The sequence below is a fragment of the Butyrivibrio sp. LC3010 genome (genome assembly GCF_000424385.1).
Taxonomy (GTDB): Bacteria; Bacillota; Clostridia; order Lachnospirales; family Lachnospiraceae; genus Butyrivibrio.
In genome coordinates, this window is the sequence record NZ_AUJU01000008.1 from 106373 (window position 1) to 128280 (window position 21908).

Annotated in this window: 15 protein-coding genes; all 15 read right to left on the bottom strand. The window is 41.4% G+C overall.

The features are described from left to right. Positions 1–32 precede the first annotated feature (32 nt). Positions 33–2297, bottom strand: a complete 2265-nt coding sequence (gene priA, locus G622_RS0107890) for a replication restart helicase PriA (protein WP_026510255.1) — start codon at positions 2295–2297, stop codon at positions 33–35. Continuing rightward, on the bottom strand, positions 2297–3793 hold the full coding sequence (locus tag G622_RS0107895) for a UDP-N-acetylmuramoyl-L-alanyl-D-glutamate--2,6-diaminopimelate ligase (protein WP_026510256.1): 1497 nt from the start codon (positions 3791–3793) through the stop codon (positions 2297–2299). The genes priA and G622_RS0107895 overlap by 1 nt, the downstream gene beginning before the upstream one ends. A gap of 265 nt (positions 3794–4058) precedes the next feature. Beyond that, positions 4059–5840 (bottom strand): single-stranded-DNA-specific exonuclease RecJ, encoded by a 1782-nt coding sequence (recJ, locus tag G622_RS0107900; protein ID WP_026510257.1) that lies wholly within the window; start codon positions 5838–5840, stop codon positions 4059–4061. Between the two features lie 121 nt (positions 5841–5961). Then, positions 5962–8241, bottom strand: coding sequence for a protein translocase subunit SecDF (locus G622_RS0107905; RefSeq protein ID WP_026510258.1), 2280 nt, complete (start codon positions 8239–8241; stop codon positions 5962–5964). Between the two features lie 21 nt (positions 8242–8262). Next, on the bottom strand, positions 8263–9690 hold the full coding sequence (gene scfB, locus G622_RS0107910) for a thioether cross-link-forming SCIFF peptide maturase (RefSeq protein ID WP_026510259.1): 1428 nt from the start codon (positions 9688–9690) through the stop codon (positions 8263–8265). A gap of 187 nt (positions 9691–9877) precedes the next feature. Further along, positions 9878–10024 carry a six-cysteine ranthipeptide SCIFF gene (scfA, locus tag G622_RS22160; protein WP_044913305.1) on the bottom strand — a complete coding sequence of 49 codons (147 nt, stop codon included), beginning with the start codon at positions 10022–10024 and terminating at the stop codon, positions 9878–9880. Between the two features lie 125 nt (positions 10025–10149). Further along, a complete protein-coding gene (locus tag G622_RS0107920; protein WP_026510260.1) occupies positions 10150–11460 on the bottom strand; it encodes an HlyC/CorC family transporter in 1311 nt (436 codons plus the stop codon). Between the two features lie 47 nt (positions 11461–11507). Further along, positions 11508–12167, bottom strand: coding sequence for an HAD family hydrolase (locus G622_RS0107925; RefSeq protein WP_026510261.1), 660 nt, complete (start codon positions 12165–12167; stop codon positions 11508–11510). 103 nt (positions 12168–12270) lie between these two features. Next, the gene (gene hisS / locus G622_RS0107930) at positions 12271–13539 is read right to left on the bottom strand and encodes a histidine--tRNA ligase (protein WP_026510262.1); all 1269 of its coding nucleotides are present in this window, start codon (positions 13537–13539) and stop codon (positions 12271–12273) included. A gap of 54 nt (positions 13540–13593) precedes the next feature. Continuing rightward, the gene (locus G622_RS0107935; protein ID WP_026510263.1) at positions 13594–13863 is read right to left on the bottom strand and encodes a hypothetical protein; all 270 of its coding nucleotides are present in this window, start codon (positions 13861–13863) and stop codon (positions 13594–13596) included. A gap of 350 nt (positions 13864–14213) precedes the next feature. Continuing rightward, positions 14214–16550: an Ig-like domain-containing protein gene (locus G622_RS24500; protein ID WP_026510264.1), complete on the bottom strand. Its 2337-nt coding sequence runs from the start codon at positions 16548–16550 to the stop codon at positions 14214–14216. Positions 16551–17079: 529 nt separating this feature from the next. Next, positions 17080–17583 carry an Ig-like domain-containing protein gene (locus G622_RS0107945; RefSeq protein ID WP_026510265.1) on the bottom strand — a complete coding sequence of 168 codons (504 nt, stop codon included), beginning with the start codon at positions 17581–17583 and terminating at the stop codon, positions 17080–17082. A 71-nt stretch (positions 17584–17654) separates the two neighbouring features. Further along, complete coding sequence (yicI, locus tag G622_RS22170) at positions 17655–19922, bottom strand: alpha-xylosidase (protein WP_044957334.1); 2268 nt, start codon at positions 19920–19922, stop codon at positions 17655–17657. A gap of 35 nt (positions 19923–19957) precedes the next feature. Next, positions 19958–20851 carry a carbohydrate ABC transporter permease gene (locus tag G622_RS0107955; protein ID WP_242832982.1) on the bottom strand — a complete coding sequence of 298 codons (894 nt, stop codon included), beginning with the start codon at positions 20849–20851 and terminating at the stop codon, positions 19958–19960. 14 nt (positions 20852–20865) lie between these two features. Further along, positions 20866–21783, bottom strand: coding sequence for an ABC transporter permease (locus G622_RS0107960; protein WP_330363585.1), 918 nt, complete (start codon positions 21781–21783; stop codon positions 20866–20868). Positions 21784–21908: the final 125 nt, after the last annotated feature.

Below are 21908 nucleotides of genomic sequence, written 5' to 3' on the forward strand. Positions count from 1 at the left end.
AGTACATTAGTATAACACAGAAATATAAATAATTACATAAAATTCATCGGGTCAAAATCGAACTGTACCTGGAGCTGCCTCATAATGCCTTTCATCTCCCATGTATCGAGAACTTTTTCCAATACATCCTTTATTCTCATAAGCTCGGCATGATCCTTGTGCTTTACATAAATAACTATGCGATATATATCGTTAATCTTACTTATAGCAGCAAAAGAAGGCCCTATGACAGCAGCATCTCTTATCTGCATTCTGTCTATGTAGGCTCTGAGCTGATTTGACCGTTCTTTTCCAAAGCTCTCATCCTTAGCCCATATCTGTATCGCCAGCATATGCGCCGCAGGAGGATAACGAAGGAGACTCCTGTAAGAAATCTCTTCCTCGTAAAAAGCCTTGTAATCCTGAGCTGCAGCGCTTACCACTGCGTAGTTGTCAGGCTGATAAGTCTGTATCACTACATTTCCGGGATGAGTTCCTCTTCCGGCTCTTCCTGCAGCCTGGGTCAGAAGCTGGAATGTACGCTCTCCTGCCCTATAATCTGAGGCATTTAAAGACATATCAGCTGCCAGGATTCCTACCAGTGTCACGTTTGGGAAATCATGCCCCTTAACTATCATCTGAGTTCCCACGAGGATGTCTGCCTCTTCTGACGCAAAGGCTGACAAAATCTTCTCATAGCTGCCCTTGGCTCTTGTAGTATCTGCATCCATTCGAAGTACTCGTGCCTTTGGATAAAGCTTATTTACTTCCTTCTCTATCTGCTCAGTTCCTGCTCTGAAAGCTGAAACATATTTAGATCCGCATTCCGGACAAATTCTGGAAACAGGCTTTGTATATCCGCAGTAATGACATACCAGCATGCCGCCTCTGTGCTCTGACATTGAAACATCACAGTGAGGGCATTTAAATACATAGCCACAGGACCTGCATGACACAAAGCCCGCAAGTCCTCTTCTGTTGATAAAAAGCATCGCCTGGTGTCCTGTATCCAGACAATCCTGTAGTTTTTCCTGCAGACTTCTGCTGAAAATTGATCTATTTCCACTCCTAAGCTCTTCCCTGAGATCTGCAATTTCAACCTCAGGAAGTGTACCTCCGGTCAGCCTTCTGTTTAGCTCAAAAAGTTTATATTCTCCAAGCTGCGCCCTGTAATAAGCTTCCAGTGATGGAGTTGCTGACCCAAGTACTACGCTGGCTCCTCCCGGAACAAGCTTTGCCAGTTCAATTGCTGTCTCTCTTGCGTGATACTTAGGCATTGTTTCACTTTTATAGGAGGTTTCATGCTCTTCATCAATTATGATAAGTCCCACATTAGGAAAAGGTGTAAACAGCGCAGATCTTGGTCCGATAATTATATCTATATCTCCTTCTCTCGCGCGCCTTGCCTGATCATACTTTTCTCCCGAAGAGAGCGTTGAGTTCATAACTGAAACTCTCTCCCCGAAATGCCTGTAAAATCGCATAAGTGTCTGATATGTAAGCGCTATTTCAGGAATGAGCACTATTGCCTGCTTCCCTCTGTTTATTATCTCATCAATCATGGCGATATATACTTCTGTTTTGCCGCTTCCTGTTATCCCATGTATAAGATATGTCTGTCTTTTTCCATTGTCATAGTCACCTATCACACTGTCGACTATTTCTCTTTGCTCATTGCTAAGAACAATCTGTTTTTCTAAAGCATTGACATCTCCTACAGGATTCCTGTAGTACTCTTCACTCTCGAGCAGAATGATTCCTTTATCAGAAAGTGCCTTAATAACTGCCGAGGTTACATTAAGTTTTCCTGTCACCAGCTCATAAGGAATCCGCTCCGCAGGATTCTCAAGCAGAGCTTCCAGGAGCCTGGCTCTTGCAACCTGATGCTTTTTCACAAAAGTGTTATAAAGCTCCCGGGCTACCTTGCTGTCAACTTTTAGCTTTACATAGCGATGTGTAAGCGCTTTTGATTTTTTCCTCACAGGAATAACTGTTCTCAAAGCATTTATCATCGTTGAGCCGTAGTTATTTTTCATCCAGGCGGCAAGCTTTATCATGATGCCCTCTGCCGACATCTCACCTTCATTCAGACCTAATATTTCCTTGGTCTTTTCCGGATCAAACTTAGGGATGTCAGTTATCTCAACAACATAACCCGTTCTTACCGTGTTTCCTTTCCCAAATGGAATACTAACGCAGTTCCCCGGTTTAATTCTGCCTGCAAGCTCAGCAGGAATCTTGTACTGAAAAGGTCTGTCTACCTTCTCATGTGAGATATCAACTATTATGTTTGCAAAAGAGTAGCTCTGCTTTTCCATCAAGCCTTTTCCTGAATTTCCTTCAAAATCTCCTGTATAAGGACTCTTTCATCCATAGGATACTTAACACCCTTGATTTCCTGATAGTCCTCGTGTCCTTTTCCAGCAAGTACAATAATATCTCCCTGCTCTCCATGCTCTATAGCATAACGTATAGCTTCTTTTCTGTCTTCAATCTTAATATATTCGCCATCGGTCTTCTTCATGCCGGTTTCAATATCATTCATGATATCCATCGGATCCTCAAAACGTGGATTATCTGAGGTTATGATAGTAAAATCAGCAAGTTTTCCACTGACTTCACCCATTTCAAATCTTCTGAGCTTTGATCTGTTACCGCCACATCCAAATACACTGATAAGACGTGTAGGATGATAATCACGAAGAGTGCTGAGAAGACTCTTAAGTGCCATTGCATTGTGAGCGTAATCTATCATAAGCGTAAAATCATCTGACACCTTGACCATCTCAATTCTTCCCTTAACATGAGCCTTTTTAAGTGCTTCAGCTATTACATCCTCTTCACATCCGAGCTGCTTTGCAACATCGATTGCACAAAGAGCATTATAGACACTAAATCTACCAGGTGTGGGAACCTGTGCATGCATCTCAACTACTCCTGTGGTATCGAACATAACACCAAGTTCACCCGGCTTGTGAAGATATGCAAGATTTATGGCTCTGAGATCCGCTTTTTCTGAAAATCCATAGGTTGTAAGCTTGCAGGTGTGATCCTTTGTAACCTCTTCCATTCTAAGGTCATCTGCATTGGCAATACCAATTCTGCACTGCTTAAACAATAATCCCTTACAGTGCATATAATCCTCAAAGTCCTTATGCTCACCAGGACCAATATGGTCAGCTTCGATATTGGTAAATACGCCAATGTCATATATAAAGCCCTGACTTCTGTGGAGCATAAGCGCCTGTGAAGACACCTCCATAACAACACAATCACAACCGGCATCTACCATTTTGCGCATATATCTCTGAAGATCGTAGGACTCAGGTGTGGTGTTTTCAGCATGAATATGCTCATCACCAATTATTACCTCAATCGTTCCGATAAGTCCGCACTTGTGTCCTGCATTTTCCAACATATTCTTAATAAGATAAGTTGTAGTGGTTTTTCCTTTTGTTCCGGTAATACCTATTGTCTTAAGACTTTCTGCAGGATTGCCAAACCACTGGGCTGATACGAATGCCATGGCATATCTAGTGCTGTCTACCTTAACAACAACTGTATCTGTTCCTTCTTCAATCTCTACATCCTTCTGAACAAGAATAGCTGCAGCTCCTTTCTTAGCTGCCTCATTAGCGACACTGTGTCCGTCAAAGTTCATGCCTTCAATGCAGATAAAAAGGCATCCGGGAGTGATCTTTCTATTATCATTAACCACTTCTGTTATCTCTACTGCAGATACATCAGCAGCTTTGTCAGTTCCCCCTACATAAGCTTCAAATTCCAGCTTTTCAAGCAATTTTTCAAGTTTCATAACTCTCTCTCCTATTCTTAATAAATTCATAAATAAATCTACTGTTTTTCTTAAGTTTTTGAACACAAACAGTTCACATTTTAAATGTATATTATTATCAAGATAGTTGATGAACTAACTATCTCCCCCTCATAAGAAACCGCAGACACACGCTTTTTAAGCGTGTGTTTTGTGGTTTATGAAGAAATTTTTGAAGATTATAAAGGACTTATCTGTGAACCATATAGATTCAGCAGATAAAGTCCTTTTTATTTTTGAAAGATTTTCAGCAAAAGTCCTTGAGTATAATCTGTACACTTTCTTCACCTCTAAATTCATTAATCTTTGGCTGATATGCAATCTTAATTGACATATTATCATTACATCCACCATTATATAGCTTTTCTCTTCTCTCTGCACCAAAGTTAATGTCAAGAAATTCATTCCATCTGTCGAAAATGCTTCCAAACACCATCATTTCAAAGCATTGGCCCTCTTCATCTCTTACCGTCATCTTTGCAACATTGGCATTCTTACCAATAATGCGTCCTTTTATGAGCCTGACATTTCTGGCTGCAAAAAGAGGCTCGGGATTTCCTTGTCCAAAAGGTGCGAGGCTCTCAATTTCTCTTAAAAGATTCAAAGAAAGATATCTTATTGGAAGCTCCATATCAAGATGAAGAATCTCCACAAAATCCCCGGCTTTCAAAGTACTGTTCTTATTAAGCGTTTCCCTGAACATCTCAAGATTTTCTTTCTTTAATGAAAATCCTGCAGCAAGCTTATGTCCGCCGTATTTTGTAAGAAGTTCTCTGCACTGGCTTAAGCCGTCAAACATGTGATACGCCTCTATTGATCTTCCAGAGCCCTTTACAAGATCATCCTTCGCATCAGTTACTATCATTACCGGATGGTTTACTTCTTCCCTGACCTTACCTGCAATTATTCCAGCCAATGATTCATGAAGCTCTGGCATGTACAAAACAAGAACATCCGGCAAATTATCACCATATTCAGAAAGAAGCTCCATAGCTTCATCTTTTCCCTGCTGAGTCATATCCTTTCTGCTGTCATTTAGTTCCTTAAGCTCTAGGGCAATCTCAGCCGCTTTACTCACATTCTGCTCCGTCAAAAGCTCAATGCCTCTCATTGCAGTATCAAGCCTTCCTGTGGCATTCAAACAAGGGCCTATTACAAACCCGTAGATATAGCAGCTTACATTGTAGGGATCTATATTATTAACCCTGAGAAGTGCCTTTAAACCTTCATTACCGGTTCGTGTTATGGCATCAAAGGATCTTTTGACAATTATTCTGTTCTCATCCTTAAGCGGCATGACATCACATACCGTAGCCCATCCTGCAAATATGGTCATTTCATCAAAAAATGATCTAAGATCCTTCTCTTTTGTAAGTCCCATTTTTTCAGTCAGAACCTGGATGAACTTATATGCAACCATAGCTCCGCATATCTCATGAAAAGGATAAGTCTCATCCCTTCTTTTGGGATCAACGACAGCATCAGCCGGTGGTAAAACCATCTGATCCTTGTCCTCCTCTGAATAGCTCACTTCATGATGGTCTGTTACAATAACTGTCATTCCCAGTTCCTTAGCATGTGCTATCTGAGGAATAGCGGCGATACCATTATCACAGGTAATGATCATCTGCTTTCCATCTTCATAGGCCTTGTCTACAAGTGAAACGCTAAGTCCATATCCATCATGAATACGATGTGGCAATACAACATCTACATTTCCACCGCAGAGCTTAATTCCTGCAAGCAATATGTAGGATGAGCATATTCCGTCTACATCATAATCACCTATTATTCTTATGGAATCACCTGCCTCTATCCTATTCTTCATGATATCAGCTGCAAGATCTATATCCTTCAGAAGATGAGGATCATGCAGATACTTTTCATCCCTGCTAAGGTACATATCTATATCTGCATCTTCAAAAACATCTCTGTTTCGTAATATGCGTGCAGTTATTGGTGAAATTCCATGATCCTTAGCTATTTTCTGAAAATCCGCACCTTTTCTGATTTCTAACCATTTTGCCATATTAAACCTCTGTCTTGTCATTTGGGGCTTTACAGTTCAAAGTCCATTCAAAAGTAATGCCCCTTAAAGATGAAAAGGCTGCCGCGTATGCGGCAGCCCCTCTGAAAATTATTTAAAATAATTATTTTGAAAACTTCTTTTTAAGATCAAGCCATATCGGTGATGCGATAAAGATTGATGAATATGTACCTGCAACTACACCTGTCATAAGCGGAAGTGCAAAGTTACGAATATCCGGCACACCGAAAATGAACAGTGAAAGAACCATGATAAAGGTTGTAATTGAAGTAAACAGGCTTCGTGTAATAGTCTGACTTACACTCTTATTAACAAGTTCTTCAAGCTGATCCTTACGATTCATGAATACCTGATTCTCACGGATACGGTCAAAGGTAACGATTGTATCGTTGATTGAGTAACCGATGATAGTAAGGATAGCTGCGATAAATGTACCGCCAACCTGAATTCTTGTAAGTGCATAGCAGGTAATAACAATAAGTGCATCATGCGCAAGTGCAATAATTGCAGCTGCACCAAATTTGATATCTCTGAATCTGATCCAGATATATGCAAGCATAAGTATGAGTGCAATAATCATAGCTGATGTAGCATCTGCACGCATCTCATTACTGATTGTTGAACTGATACTCTCAGCTGAAATGTTCTCAGCAGGAACAGAATAATCTGTTCTGAACATGTTATCTATAGCTTCACGCTGTGCAACAGTAAGTGTTACTGTCTTGAAGATAACCTGGTTTGAACCGGCAACTGTCTGAACCTGAACTGAATCAACGCCTGTAAGATCTCTGATCTTAGGAACTACTTCACTATCAAGCTTCTCTGTTGTCCATGCCTCATTAAATGTTACACTTGTTGATGTACCGCCAACGAAATCAAGACTATAGTTAAATGCGCCTTCGCCACGTCCGCCGTTAATACCCATAACTACGAAACCGATAACGATTATTGCAACAGATATTCCGTAGAACATCTTTCTCTTTGTGGTGAAATCGCGAAGCTTAAGTTCTTTAGCTTTTCCATACCACTTCTTATCCTCAAAGCCAAGGCCATAGAAGATATTTGTGATTGCTCTTGTAACAAACAGAGCTGTAAACATTGATACAACAATACCAAGTGCAAGTGTTGAAGCAAATCCCTTAACGGTACCTGTTCCACGAAGACCAAGGATTGCTGCAGCAATAAGTGTTGTGATATTTCCATCAAGAATAGCTGAAAGAGCTTTACCGTAGCCGGTCTTGATAGCAGCCTTAACATCTTTACCGCCTGTAATCTCTTCTCTGATACGGGCAAATACAAGCACGTTAGCATCTACCGCCATACCTACTGAAAGGATGATACCTGCGATACCGGGAAGTGTAAGTGTAATCTCAAATGCTGAAAGGAGAAGTATCTCAAGTCCGCAATAGAATGCAAGAGCTACACTCGCAGCTACACCCAGAAGCTTATAGAACACGATCATGAACAGGACGATTGCTACAAAACCTGCAATAGCAGCGATCATACTTGTATGAATAGCATCTGAACCAAGCTGGGCACCTACAACGTTTGAACGAAGTTCATTAAGCTGAAGCTTAAGTCCACCGATACGGATCATTGAAGCAAGGTTTGAAGCTGACTCAAATGATTCCTCACCTGTGATTACTGCTCTTCCGTCTGTAATCTCAGCCTGAACATTAGGAACGGAAATAAACTCTCCATCATAGTAGATACCGATTGACTCGCCATTTGCAAATGCCTTCTTTGTAGCATCAGCGAATTTCTGTTTTCCTTCATCAGTGAACTCAAGAGAAACAACTACTTCCTGAGTATTTGCTGTACCTGAATTCTGATAGCCGGCCTGAGCATCAGCAACATCCTCACCCTTAAGTACGATTGAACCGTTTGCTTCAAGCTCTTCGATAGACTTGTTAAGAGCATAGCCTATCTGACCATCTTCACTAAGAACATAATTGCCGTCATCATCAACTGTGAATCCGGAATTATATGTATAGTTTTCATTACCCTCACTGTCAGTCTGCGCAATGAAGTACAAATTACCGGGCTGTCCAAGTTCTTCGAGAATCTTGTTAGCATCTGTAACACCGGGAATTTCGATGTTAATACGGTTTGAACCTTCCTGATAAACCTGTGACTCTGTGCTGTACTGATCTACACGCTGCTGCAGCTTGTAAATAGTATCTGACATGTCTTCAGCACTGGGAGTTCCATCCCCAAGTACTTCATAAGTGATGCTGACACCACCCGCAAGATCAAGTCCGAGATCAATACTCTTAAGTGATCCTGACTTATCGCTTCCCAGGCCATACACAGATGTAAACCCAAGACCTGCAAGCAGCAAAAGTGCCACAAGCAAAGCGACTACTGATTTTACTCTTTTCATTTCTTTCACCCTCCATTAAGCTCATTCGGCTTGAGCTGCTTTGATCATTATAGCGCATTCTACACGCTTTCTCTGCAGTTCACATCCCGTATGATAGGTTGTATTTATGTCGCCGTTAAAATTGTAGGCGTTTGCAGCACAACCTCCGCTGCAATAATATCTCGCAAAGCACTTCTGACACTCAGGTCTGGAGTACACATTGCTCTCTTTAAACTGTTTCTGAAGATCAGGTCTTGTGATTCCTTCAAAAACATTACCCATAATAAAGTCTTCATTACCAACAAACTGATGACAGGGATAAAGATCTCCCCAGGGTGTTACACCCAGATATTCACACCCTGAACCGCATCCTGAAAGTCTCTTGGCAACACATGGACCACCTTCAAGGTCTATGTTGAAGTGGAAGAAATTAAACCCTTTTCCTTCCTTCTGTCTCTGAAGATAGAATTTTGCAAGTTCGTCATACTGCTCGCAAAGATAAGGAATATCCTCTTCCTTGATAGCATACCAGTCTTCAGGCTTTGCCACAACAGGCTCAACAGATATCTGCTTAAATCCAAGATCTGCAAGATGCTTAACATCCTCACAGAAATCCAGATTGTTGTGAGTAAAGGTTCCTCTCACAAAATATCTGAGCTGATGACGGCTCTCTGCCACCTTCTTAAACTTGGGAACTATATTATCGTAAGTACCCTGTCCGCCACGCATAGGACGCATCTTATCATTGACTTCCTTACGTCCGTCTATGGAAAGAACTATATTGCCCATCTCCTTATTGGCAAACTCTAAAATCTCATCATTAAGAAGTGTGCCGTTTGTAGTAAGGGTAAAACGGAAGTTCTTATCATGCTCCTTTTCAAGGCTTCGACCATATTCAACTATTTTCTTGACTACATCCCAGTTCAAAAGCGGCTCACCGCCAAAGAAATCAACCTCAAGATTCCTTCTGCTGCCTGAGTGCTTGATAAGGAAATCAAGTGCAGCCTTACCGACCTCCTCGGTCATAAGTGCTTTCCTTCCGTGGTATTCACCCTCGTCAGCAAAACAGTATTTACATCTGAGATTGCAGTCATGAGCTATATTCAGGCAAAGAGCCTTGATTACGGTATCTCTCTCCTTGAATTCCTCAACATAATTCTCATATACATCATCCGTATACAAAACCTCGCCTCTGCGAAGCTCAAGTATATCAGATATCGCATCACTTATATCCTCTGTGCTGTACTGTGAAAAGTTATCAGCCACTTCAGAAAGAAGCTCTCCTAAAAGCACCTCATCACTTACAGCCTCTGCGCCCTTTGCAGTAATATCTGCAGAACCAAAGCGCTTAATCAAATTCTCTTCCACAGGATGGATGAGATCAAAAACAATGTCATCCACAACGTGAACAGAACCACTGTTTACATCCAGAACAATATCATATCCGTTGTTCTTGTATGCATGTACCATATAAAATTCTCACTACCTTTTCTAATTAAAATATGACTAATTGATCGACATACAGGCTACAGCCCTCTCTGCCAATTCATCAGTTTCCTTAAATCCTGTCGGATTCTTGCCGGATATAGTTTTCATAAATCAAGCAGCGGCATGGCCGCTGCCTGGTTTTAAAAAAACTATTTAGTTTAAACAACTATTACTTAGCAACCTGCTCGCAGCTCTGGTTACCAACTGTGCAGGAAGTCTTGCAAGCAGACTGGCAAGATGTCTGGCATTCGCCGCAGCCACCCTTCTTCATGGACTCCTTAAGATTTCTTGTTGCAAGTGTTTTTACATGCTTCATAATACATCTCCTTTTCATTCAGGAATAATACTGAAAAACAACAGTTTTCCACAATTCAGTAGTATATCATAATTTGAGCACTGCGAAAAGCAACTTTTTGGATTTATATAAATTTAAGAATATGACTATTTCACAATCTCTTCAGTGGGCTGTTCAGCCTCTGCCATGCTTTCCTTCTCTTCAAATGCCCCTTCCGGAATATAGACAAGAACATCCGTAATTCTGTTTCTCTTTATGGCACTTGCTGTAAGTTCAACGCCATTTGGAAGCCTTGTGGTCTCGCCACCTCTGGGAAGTCTGTCGAGATTCTCAATCATAAGACCACCAATCGAGTCATAATCATCAGATTCAAAAGCAGTTCCAAGAGCATCATTCACATCATCAAGCTTCATATTGCCTTCTACAAGGAATCTGCCATCACCAAGCTCTCTTATCTGCTCTTCCTCATCAGAATCATATTCATCTCTGATCTCACCGACAATCTCCTCAAGAAGATCCTCAAGGGTTATCATTCCGACGGTAGCTCCGTACTCACTCAGAACAAACGCAACATTCTGAGCATTTTTTCTCATTTCCATAAGAAGATCGGCTGTCTTTTTATATTCGTAGGTGTAATATGCTTCACGCAGATAGTCACTGATTTTGAAATTATCTTTGTCTGAAACAAGAACCATATCCTTAATGTTTATCAGACCTATGATATTATCCTGATTTCCTTCGTACACCGGAATTCTTGTGTACATCTCCTGCTTGAAAACTCTTAATACCTCATGGTATTCGGCGTCAGAGCTGACACAGCTCATGTCTATTCTGGGGATCATTACATCCTTGGCAACTGCATCCGAAAATTCGAACACATTGTAGATTATTTCCTTTTCGCCGCTCTCTATAACACCGTCTTCATGGCTTACATCAACATATGTCTTTAATTCATTTTCAGTCATCAATTTATGATTATTTCTGTCCACTCTGAAAATCTTAAGGACCATGTCAGCCACCGCATTCACTATCCAGATCAGCGGAGTAAGGATTTTCATTATAAAGAGGATTATTCCGGCATAAAAAAGAGCCATATTTTCAGCATAGGTCGTAGCTATAGTCTTGGGAATAATTTCACCAAGTATAAGTACAACTATCGTTAGTACACCGGTTCCTATACTTATCGCCCAGTCGCCCCATATTCTCTGGACAAAGATCGTAGCCAGAGCTGAAGCAGAAAGATTGACTATATTGTTACCTATAAGTACTGCAGATAACATATCCTGATAATCATCCAATATCTTTTGGACTCTCAGAGCCTGCCTGTTATTCTCATCCACAAGAGTCTTTATCCTTACTCTGCTGACACAGCTCATGGCTGTTTCTGCAGATGAAAAAAATGCAGATAAGAATACCAGAAGAATCAAAATGATCATCTGTATTATGTTCTGTTGCAAGCTAGTAACCTCCTTAGGTCTTATATTCTTTGATAGAATTTCAAAAATTATCTGTTACCTTCTACTATACCAAAAATATCGTCAGGTTTCTCAGCAAAAATTGTTCCACCTGCATCTATCTGCTCCTGCCTGGTTCTGAATCCCCATGCCACGCTTATACAGGGCATTTGGGAATTCTTCGCTGTATTTATATCCACGTCGGAATCTCCAACATATATACATTCATCCGAAGTTACTCCAAGAATTTTCATTGCCTCAATTACTGTATCCGGAGCCGGTTTTTTTCGAATATCCTTAGTCTCTCCTATGGCAACGTCAATAGTATCCTTAAAATACAGATCAGCAAGCTCTTTTGTGGCATCCATAAACTTATTCGAGACTATAGCCAGCTTATATCCGTTTTTCTTAAGTTTTTTTAGAACTTCAGGAATCCCTTCATAAGGGCCGCTGTTATCATTACAATGTATTTTATAATGATTTTTAAAGTCCTGAAAAGTATCTTCAAATTCCGGATTTGAAAGTCCATCAGGGACACATCTTTCCATAAGCTTTTGAACACCGTTTCCTACTCTGTACTGGATTTCTCCAAGCGTACAGGTTTCCATCCCATGCCTGGCCAAGGCATAGTTTACACTGTTTTTCAAATCTTCCAGAGTATATAAAAGTGTACCATCCAGATCAAATATTACTGCTTTAAATTTTGACATTTATGACAATGCTGCCTTTCCGTTTCCAATTGGAAACTATTTTTGTTTCATATCGTGCAAATTGCCAGATGAGGAACCTCATCCGGCAATTAATTTACATACATTAGTGTTTAAGTTCTGTCTTATAGAAATCCTTAAAGTCATTATAGCCCTGGCTGGTAAGCTGTTCCTTCTGGAACTTCTTGTTTTTATTCATTCTGACCACCAGAACCTGTTTACCATTGGCTCTTTCTTTCTGAGCCTCAGAAATAATCTCTGAAAGCTGATCTCCTCCGATGCCTTTCTCAACAAGAAATGCCACCTTGTCCTTCTCATCAGGAATCTTGAAGCCCTCATCCATCATGATCATGATGATTCGTTCAAATCCGATTGAGAAACCGCAGGCCGGTGTATCCTGGCCTGTAAATTTACCTACCATCTTGTCATAACGTCCGCCGCCTCCACAGCTTCCGCCATACTGAGGCATAGCAACCTCATAAATTGTGCCTGTATAATATGACATTCCGCGAACAAGTGTAGGATCAAAAACAAGCTCAAATTCAGCACTCTTAGTGGAATCCACACTTGAGATAATCTCTTCGAGATTGTTCTTTACGTCACTATCAAGGAAGTCACCAAGTTCATCTGCAAGGAATCTTATGCCGTCAATTGCGCCCTTTCCTTCCACGTTCTTGAAAAGATTAAGGTACTTATCAATACTCTCCTTGGAAAAGCCGTCCTTCTCCAGTTCCTCTGCAACACCCTCAAGTCCAATCTTATCCATCTTATCAAGAGTTATGAAAACAGAATCATAGCTCTCCTCGGGGAATCCGCTGTAAGCCGCCATGGCCTTGAGCATACGTCTCTCATTTATTCTTATCTGGAAGCCCTTAAATCCAAGTCTTCCAAGAGTAGTTGTGGTTGCAAGGATAAGCTCAATTTCAGCGAGGTTTGTAGGTTCGCCAAGGATATCAATATCACACTGCATAAACTGACGATATCTACCCTTCTGAGGTCTGTCTGCTCTCCACACGTAGCCCATCTGAAGTGCCTTAAAAGGTGAAGGCAGCTCATTCTGATGATTTGAATAATATCTTACAAGCGGAACTGTCAGATCATAGCGAAGTCCTGAATCAGTAAGATCATTTTCCTCCTTAGCCGATTCAAGCTTAAGCTTCTCACCTCTCTTCATAATCTTGAAGATCAGTTTTTCATTCTCTCCGCCCTGCTTACTGTTCAGGTTAGCAAGTGATTCAACACAGGGGGTATCAATAGATGTAAATCCAAACCCGGCATAGGTCTCCTTGATAACTCCAATAACATAGTCCCTGAGCTTCATCTCCTCAGGAAGAATGTCTTTCATGCCTGTCACCGGTTTCTTAATTAATGCCATATAGGTTACCTCTTCTTTATTATTAATTTGACTCGAGAACACCTCGTCAGGTGCTCACAGCCATTTAAGTGGATTGCTGAGCTCTCTGGCCCTTTTCACTATTTCCTCACGGTTATGCTTGATATAGAATTCGAGCGCAGCGATTTCATCCTCTTTAAAGCCGTCGGACTTAAGAATCTTATAACCGGGAATAATCCCTTCTGCTGTATCATTCTCTCTAAGGTTCCTGGGTCTTGTAAAATAAATCCGGATAAAGGTCTTTCCTGATTTTGATGTAAGGAACCCTGTCTGTGTCATCTTAAACGACTGCCCGAAATTCTTCATCTTTTTACCCTCATAATAAGAAATATATTCATCCAAAAATAATAAACGTAAACGTCAAAAATTACAAGTCAGTCGACAATATGATTTCTGCACCATACCAAAGCATAAAAGACAGGCGAACCTGGCAAGGCTCATATTATCCTTGTCAAATCCGCCATTTATCTATCATCATCCTGCTAAAAAAATATATAAATCCAATATATACCAAGGACTATCCTAAGAGTAATCTATTAATGTTTTAGTAATTCTTCCATAAAATCATCTGGCATATTTGTAATTGCCATATTTACTGCTTTTTCAATCTCATATTTCTTACAGTATCCTATGGTTTTGTCAATGAACCAGGCATATCAGTTAACTGTCACAGATACCTTCTTTGCAAGACCATTCCTGGCGTATACATAGACTGTGCAGGTTCCGGAGCCAACAGCTGTGACATTACCCTTTTTGTCTACCTTTGCTACATTTTCATTATTTGATCTGTAACGAAATTCTGCCACATGATCGTCCGGAAGAGCCTTTTTCTTTCCGCTCTCCATCTTTACGGATGCCTTAACCTGCGCGATTTGTCCTTTATTAAGGTTTAAAGTTTTTGTAAAAAGTTTTATTTCTTTAGGATTTTTATACTTGTCATTATCCTTTCCTACAAAATGTGCATGTATACTGCTTCCAACTAAATTACCATTACTGTCATAAGCTTTTACATAGAGTTTGAAATTCTTTGTAAAATCAATCTTCTTACTTTTTATCTTTTTGATTGTGACTGAGGTAGACTTAGTAGTCTTTATAGGCTTTTTTGAGAACTGTTTTCCACAATAAGCTACATATACTTCATATTTATCCACGCCCTCTGTCTTATCCCAGGATACTTTGATTTTTCCTTTTTTCTGGGATATCTTAAGACCCGAATTAAAATCAGCTGTTTTTATAGGTTCATCTATATACCCATACGCGTAAGTTGAGAACAGATCTGATCTGTCTGACATTCTTTTTTCAATAGTTTTGGTTGTATCAACCTCCTGAACTACTTCACTTGTTACTTCAGTAGCACCAGTGTTGTTACCTGATTCTTTGGGATTTTCTTTATTGTTAGCAGATTCATCAGGGTTTTCATTATTGTCAGCCGGTTCCTCAGAATTCTCATTATTGTTAGCCGTGTCTTCAGGATTCTCATTATTGTTAGCCGTGTCTTCAGGATTCTCATTATTGTTAGCCGGGTCTTCAGGATTCTCATTGTTGGTTTCTTTTACCGCATATGTATAAGTAAAAATTACGTCAGTGGCAATTGCTTTACTTGTATCAGGAGTTTGATCCCAACTTCCTTCTTTGTAATTATCTCCGGGCTTATCGCCAACTGCTGGAATCTGATCAGCATTAAGCTTTAGTGTACCTCCTGCATATCCATTAAGTATTACAGTCTTATCAGTTGTTGTACCGTCATTCCATGCACCATTCGCCACTTTGAAGGTAACTGTGTGTGTAATCCGAGCCGGTTCCGGTCTTCTTATAGTTACTTTAACGAAAGCCACTGCGCTATCTGAGTGCATAGAATCCCCCACTGCTTTGTACCAAACATAATAGGTTCCGGCGTCGGTGGCTGTAGGGATGGATGTGGTATAAGGCTGTGTGGCTTCGGTCGCTGTACCGAGGGCGTACTGCATTGTGCCATTTTCCGCCTCACCTGCGTTTACAAGCCCCTGAGCCTGTCCGGTGTAGGTCAGAGACTTGGCTGTCGGAGCCTTTGTAACAGTGGCCGCTGTCTTCTCCACTGCGTCCGGAACCGTGATGGTCGCATCCGAAGTCGGCGTACCCGAAACCGTTACAACCTTACTACTCGTTCTTGTGGCAGTAATACCATTGTCAGTAATATCAGTAAACTCCGCAAAGTAATATCCGGTGTTCGCCGTATAGGTCACTGTGGTCATAGCGCCTATCAGCCCGGTCTGGCTCGTTGCCCCGCCGCTTGTTGTTGCATTCGCACCGTCGAAAAAAATCACACTATATCCCGCCGGCTTCAGCGAAAATTCTTTTGATTCAGATGAGAAGATGACAGATGCCAGATTGAGCTTTAAAGCGGGGCGGACACCAAACTCGTCGACGACATAGTGACCAATAGCGTAGACATCCCCGGCCCCGCAGCCCACAAACGCCGCATTAGCATCATCCCTACCGGGCGAGCGGAGCCACCAGTTGTTTCTGAACTTTCGGACATTCACAGGCACATTTTCCGCCTCATCTGTGCTCAGCAAATACAGCTTTGCTCCAGTAACATTAACATCCCTCAAATCAGGTTCTACTATGGCATCTTTTACACCCGCAAAAGAATCACCTTCTGCGGTGAGTGCATCAAGCTTGCTCTTCACGGTCGATTCGCTGTAAGCTTTGCTATATGGGTCAGTTGGATCAAACGCCGACGTTCCAAAGCTCGTGTCCGCTGCCAGCAGCGTTACGGTACCTGCATTCACCGCTGTAGAATTGTCTGCGATGATATACCATGGCTTCTCGTTGAATTTCACCTGCAACGCCGTCAGATCATCGCCGCTTTTATTTTTATTAGCATCTGTAGTTACCAGATAGTCATTATACGCTCCGGCCGCATACGCCGTCAGGCTCATGCCAGGCATCAAGCCCAGTATCAGCGCTATACTGAGCAAAGCGCCTAACCACTGTTTCATTTTCTGTTTCATCTGTCATTACCTCCTCATATTCATCTTCTTCTAATCGGCTGCCGGAGGAATAGGGGACATTACCCACTCCCAACGCTTTGAAAGCTTTCGCGTCCAAAGTCTCCGACAGCATATGTCTTTCCCGCGGAGGCTTCCGCAGAAAAGAAACCGTTTTCCTTTGTCGATACACTGGCGCATGGAACCTTCCATACACTTCTGGCAATCAGACAATGCGGGGCGGACACCAAACTCCTTTACATACCGATAAACAACAAAAACCACCGAACCAGACAGGGTATAAGTGGGTGAATACCCGGATACCTATATGGTCGTCTGACCTGATATGACAATACACAAATAAATTTATTTTGTCAATGCGTTGCTAGAATATGATTCAATAACAATTAATTTCTTTATAGAAAAAGTGCCTCCCCTTAGCTTCGTATCCGGAATTCCAGACTATAGCTAAAGGGAGGCCCTCGCAATTATTTAGTTCTCAATTACACTAATTGGTTAGTTGCCATTACAAACTTATCCTAAATCAGACATATCAGTTGACCGTCACTGCAACCTTCTTAGCAAAGCCGTTCTTTGCATATACATATACTGTGCAGGTTCCGGTTCCAACTGCTGTGACATTGCCCTTGCTGTCTACTTTCGCTACATTTTGATTGTTTGATCTATAGCGGAGTTTTGCTACATGGTCATCAGGAAGAGCCTTCTTTTTGCCATTCTCCATCTTAACTGATGCCTTGATCTTAGTACTCTGTCCCTTGTCAAGAGTTATGGTCTTTGCACCAAGCTTTATGTCCTTAGGGTTCTTGTACTTTTCATGGTCTTTTCCTGCAAAGTGGGTATGTACGCTGTTACCTACTACATTTCCGTTGCTGTCATAAGCCTTCACATATAGCTTGAAGTTCTTAGTAAAGTCAATCTTCTTGATTGTGACTGAGGTTGATTTTGTAGTCTTTGTAGGCTTTTTGGGGAACTTCTTTCCGCAATATGTAGCGTAAACTTCATATCTATATACTCCATCAGTCTTGTCCCATGACACTTTAATCTTGCATAAAATCTATATAAACTGCAACAAAAGGCGCAACCTCCTATAGCTGCGCCTTTTCGTAATTACAATTCTATTGTTCCTTCATCAGATTCCGGAGTTATCACTTTCTCTCCAATCTGAAGTTTGTATGGTTTCTTTTCTCCCTCTGCTTTATAGCTATAGCTTATACTGTCTTTCTTAAATCTCACGGTCAGTGAGCAGCCTGAAGTCTGATCCTGCTTTACGAGAGTGCAGGTCACTTCTTTTTCTTCATCAGTAGGGAATATTCTGAAGGTTACTCCATCTTCAAAGTCGTAGTCCGGCCTGGTCTCATCCGCACCAAACGGAATTATTGAGCCCTGTCTTGCGAAAAGTGGCAGGCTGAAGTAATCATACTTCTCTGTATACCACTTACCACCCTCTCTCTTTTCTCCGGAAATAAGATGGGTCCAGGTACCATCAGGAAGGTAGTACTCTCCAATTCCCTGATCATTAAAAATCGGGGCCACAAGGATGTTTTCACCCAGCATATACTGTCTGTCCAGCACTTTACAGTTTCTGTCCTCGGGGAATTCCAGGAACATTGCTCTCATCATAGGATAACCGTGCTCACTTGCATCCTTTGCTGTCAGATAAAGGTAAGGCATGAGCCTCATCTTCAGATTTACAAAGGTTCTAAGAACATCACAGGCCTCATCACTATAGTTCCACGGTACTCTGTAGGAGCCGCTTCCATGGAGACGGCTGTGTGAGGATAAAAGTCCGAACTGAATCCAGCGCTTATAAACATCCTCAGTACTTGTGGCTTCGAAGCCTCCTATATCATGACTCCAATAACCAAATCCGCCAAGTCCGAGTGACAGTCCGCCGCGGAGGGTTTCAGCCATTGCCTGATAATTGGAGAAACAGTCTCCTCCCCAGTGAACCGGGAACTGCTGGCAGCCTGTTGTGGCACTTCTGGCAAAAAGTACAGCTTCTTTTTCGCCCTTTTCCTCCTGTATAACTTCATAAACTGCCTTGTTATACAGATATGTATAGTAGTTATGCATACGCTCAGGATCAGAGTGATCAAAATACTCTACATCTGTGGGTATTCTCTCACCAAAGTCAGTCTTGAATGCATCAACACCCATTTTGAGAAGCTCACGAAGCTTTTCCTTGTACCACTTAACTGCATCAGGGTTAGTGAAATCCACTATGGCTTTTCCTGCCTGCCAGTCATCATTTTGCCAGACCGTTCCGTCAGGACGTTTTAACAGATACCCGTTCTCTTTTCCTTCTTTGAAAAGATAGGATTTCTGACCTATGTAGGAATTTATCCATACACAGATGTTAACTCCCCTGCTCTTTAGTCTCTTTAACATCTCAGGAGGATTGGGGAAAAATCTCTCATCCCACTTGAAATTACACCACTCGTTTTCTCTCATCCAAAAACAGTCAAAGTGGAATACTCTCAAGGGAATCTTTCTATCTGCCATTCCCTGAATAAAGCTGGTAACAGTCTCTTCGTCATATTCTGTCGTAAATGATGTTGAAAGCCACAATCCCATTGTCCATGCAGGAACCATGGGAGGTCTTCCGGTGAGAGCTGTATACTTTTCAATAACACCCTTTGGAGTTCCTCCATATATTATGAAATACTCCAGTTCCTCTCCGGGAACAGACAGCGCTACTTTAAAGTTTCTCTGTGACTCTATCTCAAGTGATACTCTGCCGGGAGTATTTATAAATACGCCATAGCCTGAACTTGTGATATAAAAAGGAATATTCTTATAGGCCTGCCATGTGCCTGACCCGCCATCCTCATTCCAAATATCAACACTCTGACCATTCTTAACAAAATTCGTGAAATGCTCTCCAAGTCCATAAACCATATCACCTACATTAAGTCTTAGTTCATCTGTCATGTAGGTCTTACCATTTTTTACATCCTCCATATGTGCCATGGATCTCGTTCCTGAGGAAGTCAAAAGCTTCCCGTCCCCATAAAAGAGGATATCAAATGGTTCCGTGCGGGCAGCCTTCATTTCAAGGCCGCCTGTCTTAAAGGAAAACTCATTATTTTCATAGCTGACTTTCGGATTCACCGGCTGCTCATTGATGTTAAATGCAGGCACTTTTCCAACCTGTCCGGCAAAGTGGACAAGATTTACTTTTATAACTCCTTCCATGGGTGAAGTGATCGTCTCAGTATCATATGGTAAGGATACCGCCGTATGCCTGTCCATACCCGGTCTTTCAGCCAGATAGAATGTAAGTGAGTCCTCTGTCATATCGTAATCAAATATATTAAAACCATATCCCGGCTTTATACCGTCGGCCATGAGCCAGTTTCCATCTATAAATTTCATTTTGTCATTCCCTTCCCTAAGAATAATCCTTCATATCAGCCCTTTACTGCACCTATTGTGATACCTGTAACAAAGTATTTCTGCAGGAAAGGATAAACTATAAGCATAGGCACCATAGATATGAATACCTTTGCAGCCTCCAATGATTTGTTTGAATTCTGAGACAACTGCTGATACTGCTCTGCTGTAAGAGTTACTCCAACAGGTATCTGAACGGATATCTGTCTTATGTATGTCTGCAGCGGATAATTCGTTTCCTTATTCATCAAAACCAATCCCTGGAAATACTCGTTCCAGTATCCTACTGAAACAAAGAGCACTACAGTTGCGATTATAGGCTTTGAACAAGGCACGATGATCTGCCAGAGTATACGCCAGGGACCTGCGCCGTCAATTGCTGCTGCCTCCTCAAGATCTGAAGGAAGATTTCTGAAGAAATTCATCAGAAGGAGCACATTGAAAACCGGCACTGAACCTGCAAATACCAGTGCAGCCATAGTATCAATAAGACCATAATTTTTCACTGTAATAAACCACGGAATTGTACCACCGTTAAAAAGCATGCAGAACACCAGAATCCACATAAGGATTCCTCTAGGTTTCCACACCTTGTTTGACTTTGAAAGCGGGTACGCCATCATGATCATGGCAACCATCGACCATATCGTACCAAGAACAACTCTTATAATGGAAATTCTGAAGGAATTCCAGAAGGCACCGTCATTCATGATAAGCTTATAGGTCGCTGCCGTCAGTCCTATAGGATAAAAAGTAACAAGACCTCCCTCTGCTGCCAGTTTGTTCGACAAAGATACACATAATGTGTACCACAAAGGATACAGGCAACTAAAGGCAAGTATTGTAAGCAATGTGTAATTAAAAATTTTGAAAATCTTACTTCCCAGAGATTTACTTTCGATCATATTCATATTCAGCAACCCCCTTAGAAGATATTGTAATCGGCATACTTATTTGCCAGAACATAAGATGTCACAACCAAAATAAAGCTTACAACAGATTTAAACAGACCTGCTGCGGTTGCAAGTGAGAACTGCATGTTGGTGATACCTATTCTGTAAACATAAGTATCGAGAATATCACCGGTTTCCATAACCAGTGAGTTGTACATATTAAATACCTGATCAAAACCTGCATTTAAAACATTACCCATTGCAAGAGTAGTAAGAAGTACTATTGTCGGGATCAGACCGGGAATAGTGATGTGCCATACAGACTGCCATTTACTGGATCCGTCTATTGCTGCAGCTTCATATAATGTAGGATCTATTCCTGTGAGAGCTGCAAGGTAAATAACAGCGTTATATCCGAATTCCTTCCATACATCGGTTCCGATAAGAAGCTGCCTGAAGGTCTTAGGCATTGTCATCAAAAGTATGGGTTCACCTCCGAAGGTCTTTATTATCAGATTCAAAATACCGCTGGAACCAAGCATATTTGTGACAATATTTGCCAGAATAACCCATGAGATGAAATGAGGCAGGTAAACTATCGTCTGCACGGTTTTCTTGAATTTCATATTCCTTATCTCATTTAAGAGAAGTGCAAATATAAGGGGTATCACGATATTGAGTACCACCTTAGATATAGCGATGATAAGAGTGTTCGCCAGCGCCCTCTTTGCATCAGGTATAACCAGCAGGTATTCGAACCATTTAAATCCTACCCATTTTGATCCAAACCAGCCCTTGCTGGGGTTATAGTCCTGAAACGCCATTATGATACCCACCATAGGTACTATGGAAAACATAAACAACCATATATATCCCGGAATTACCATTATCCAGTATGCTATACCGTTGCTGCGCGTCCTTCCTTTTGCTGAAGATTTCTTTTCTGCCAAATCAATTACCCCCTTTATGTAATTACAATCTCGTCAAGTGCTCTGCGCTCTAATGCGCATCCCCATAGCGGAGCGCTTTTTATTCAATAGAAAATCCGAAGGAATTTCTATTGAATTAAAAAGGC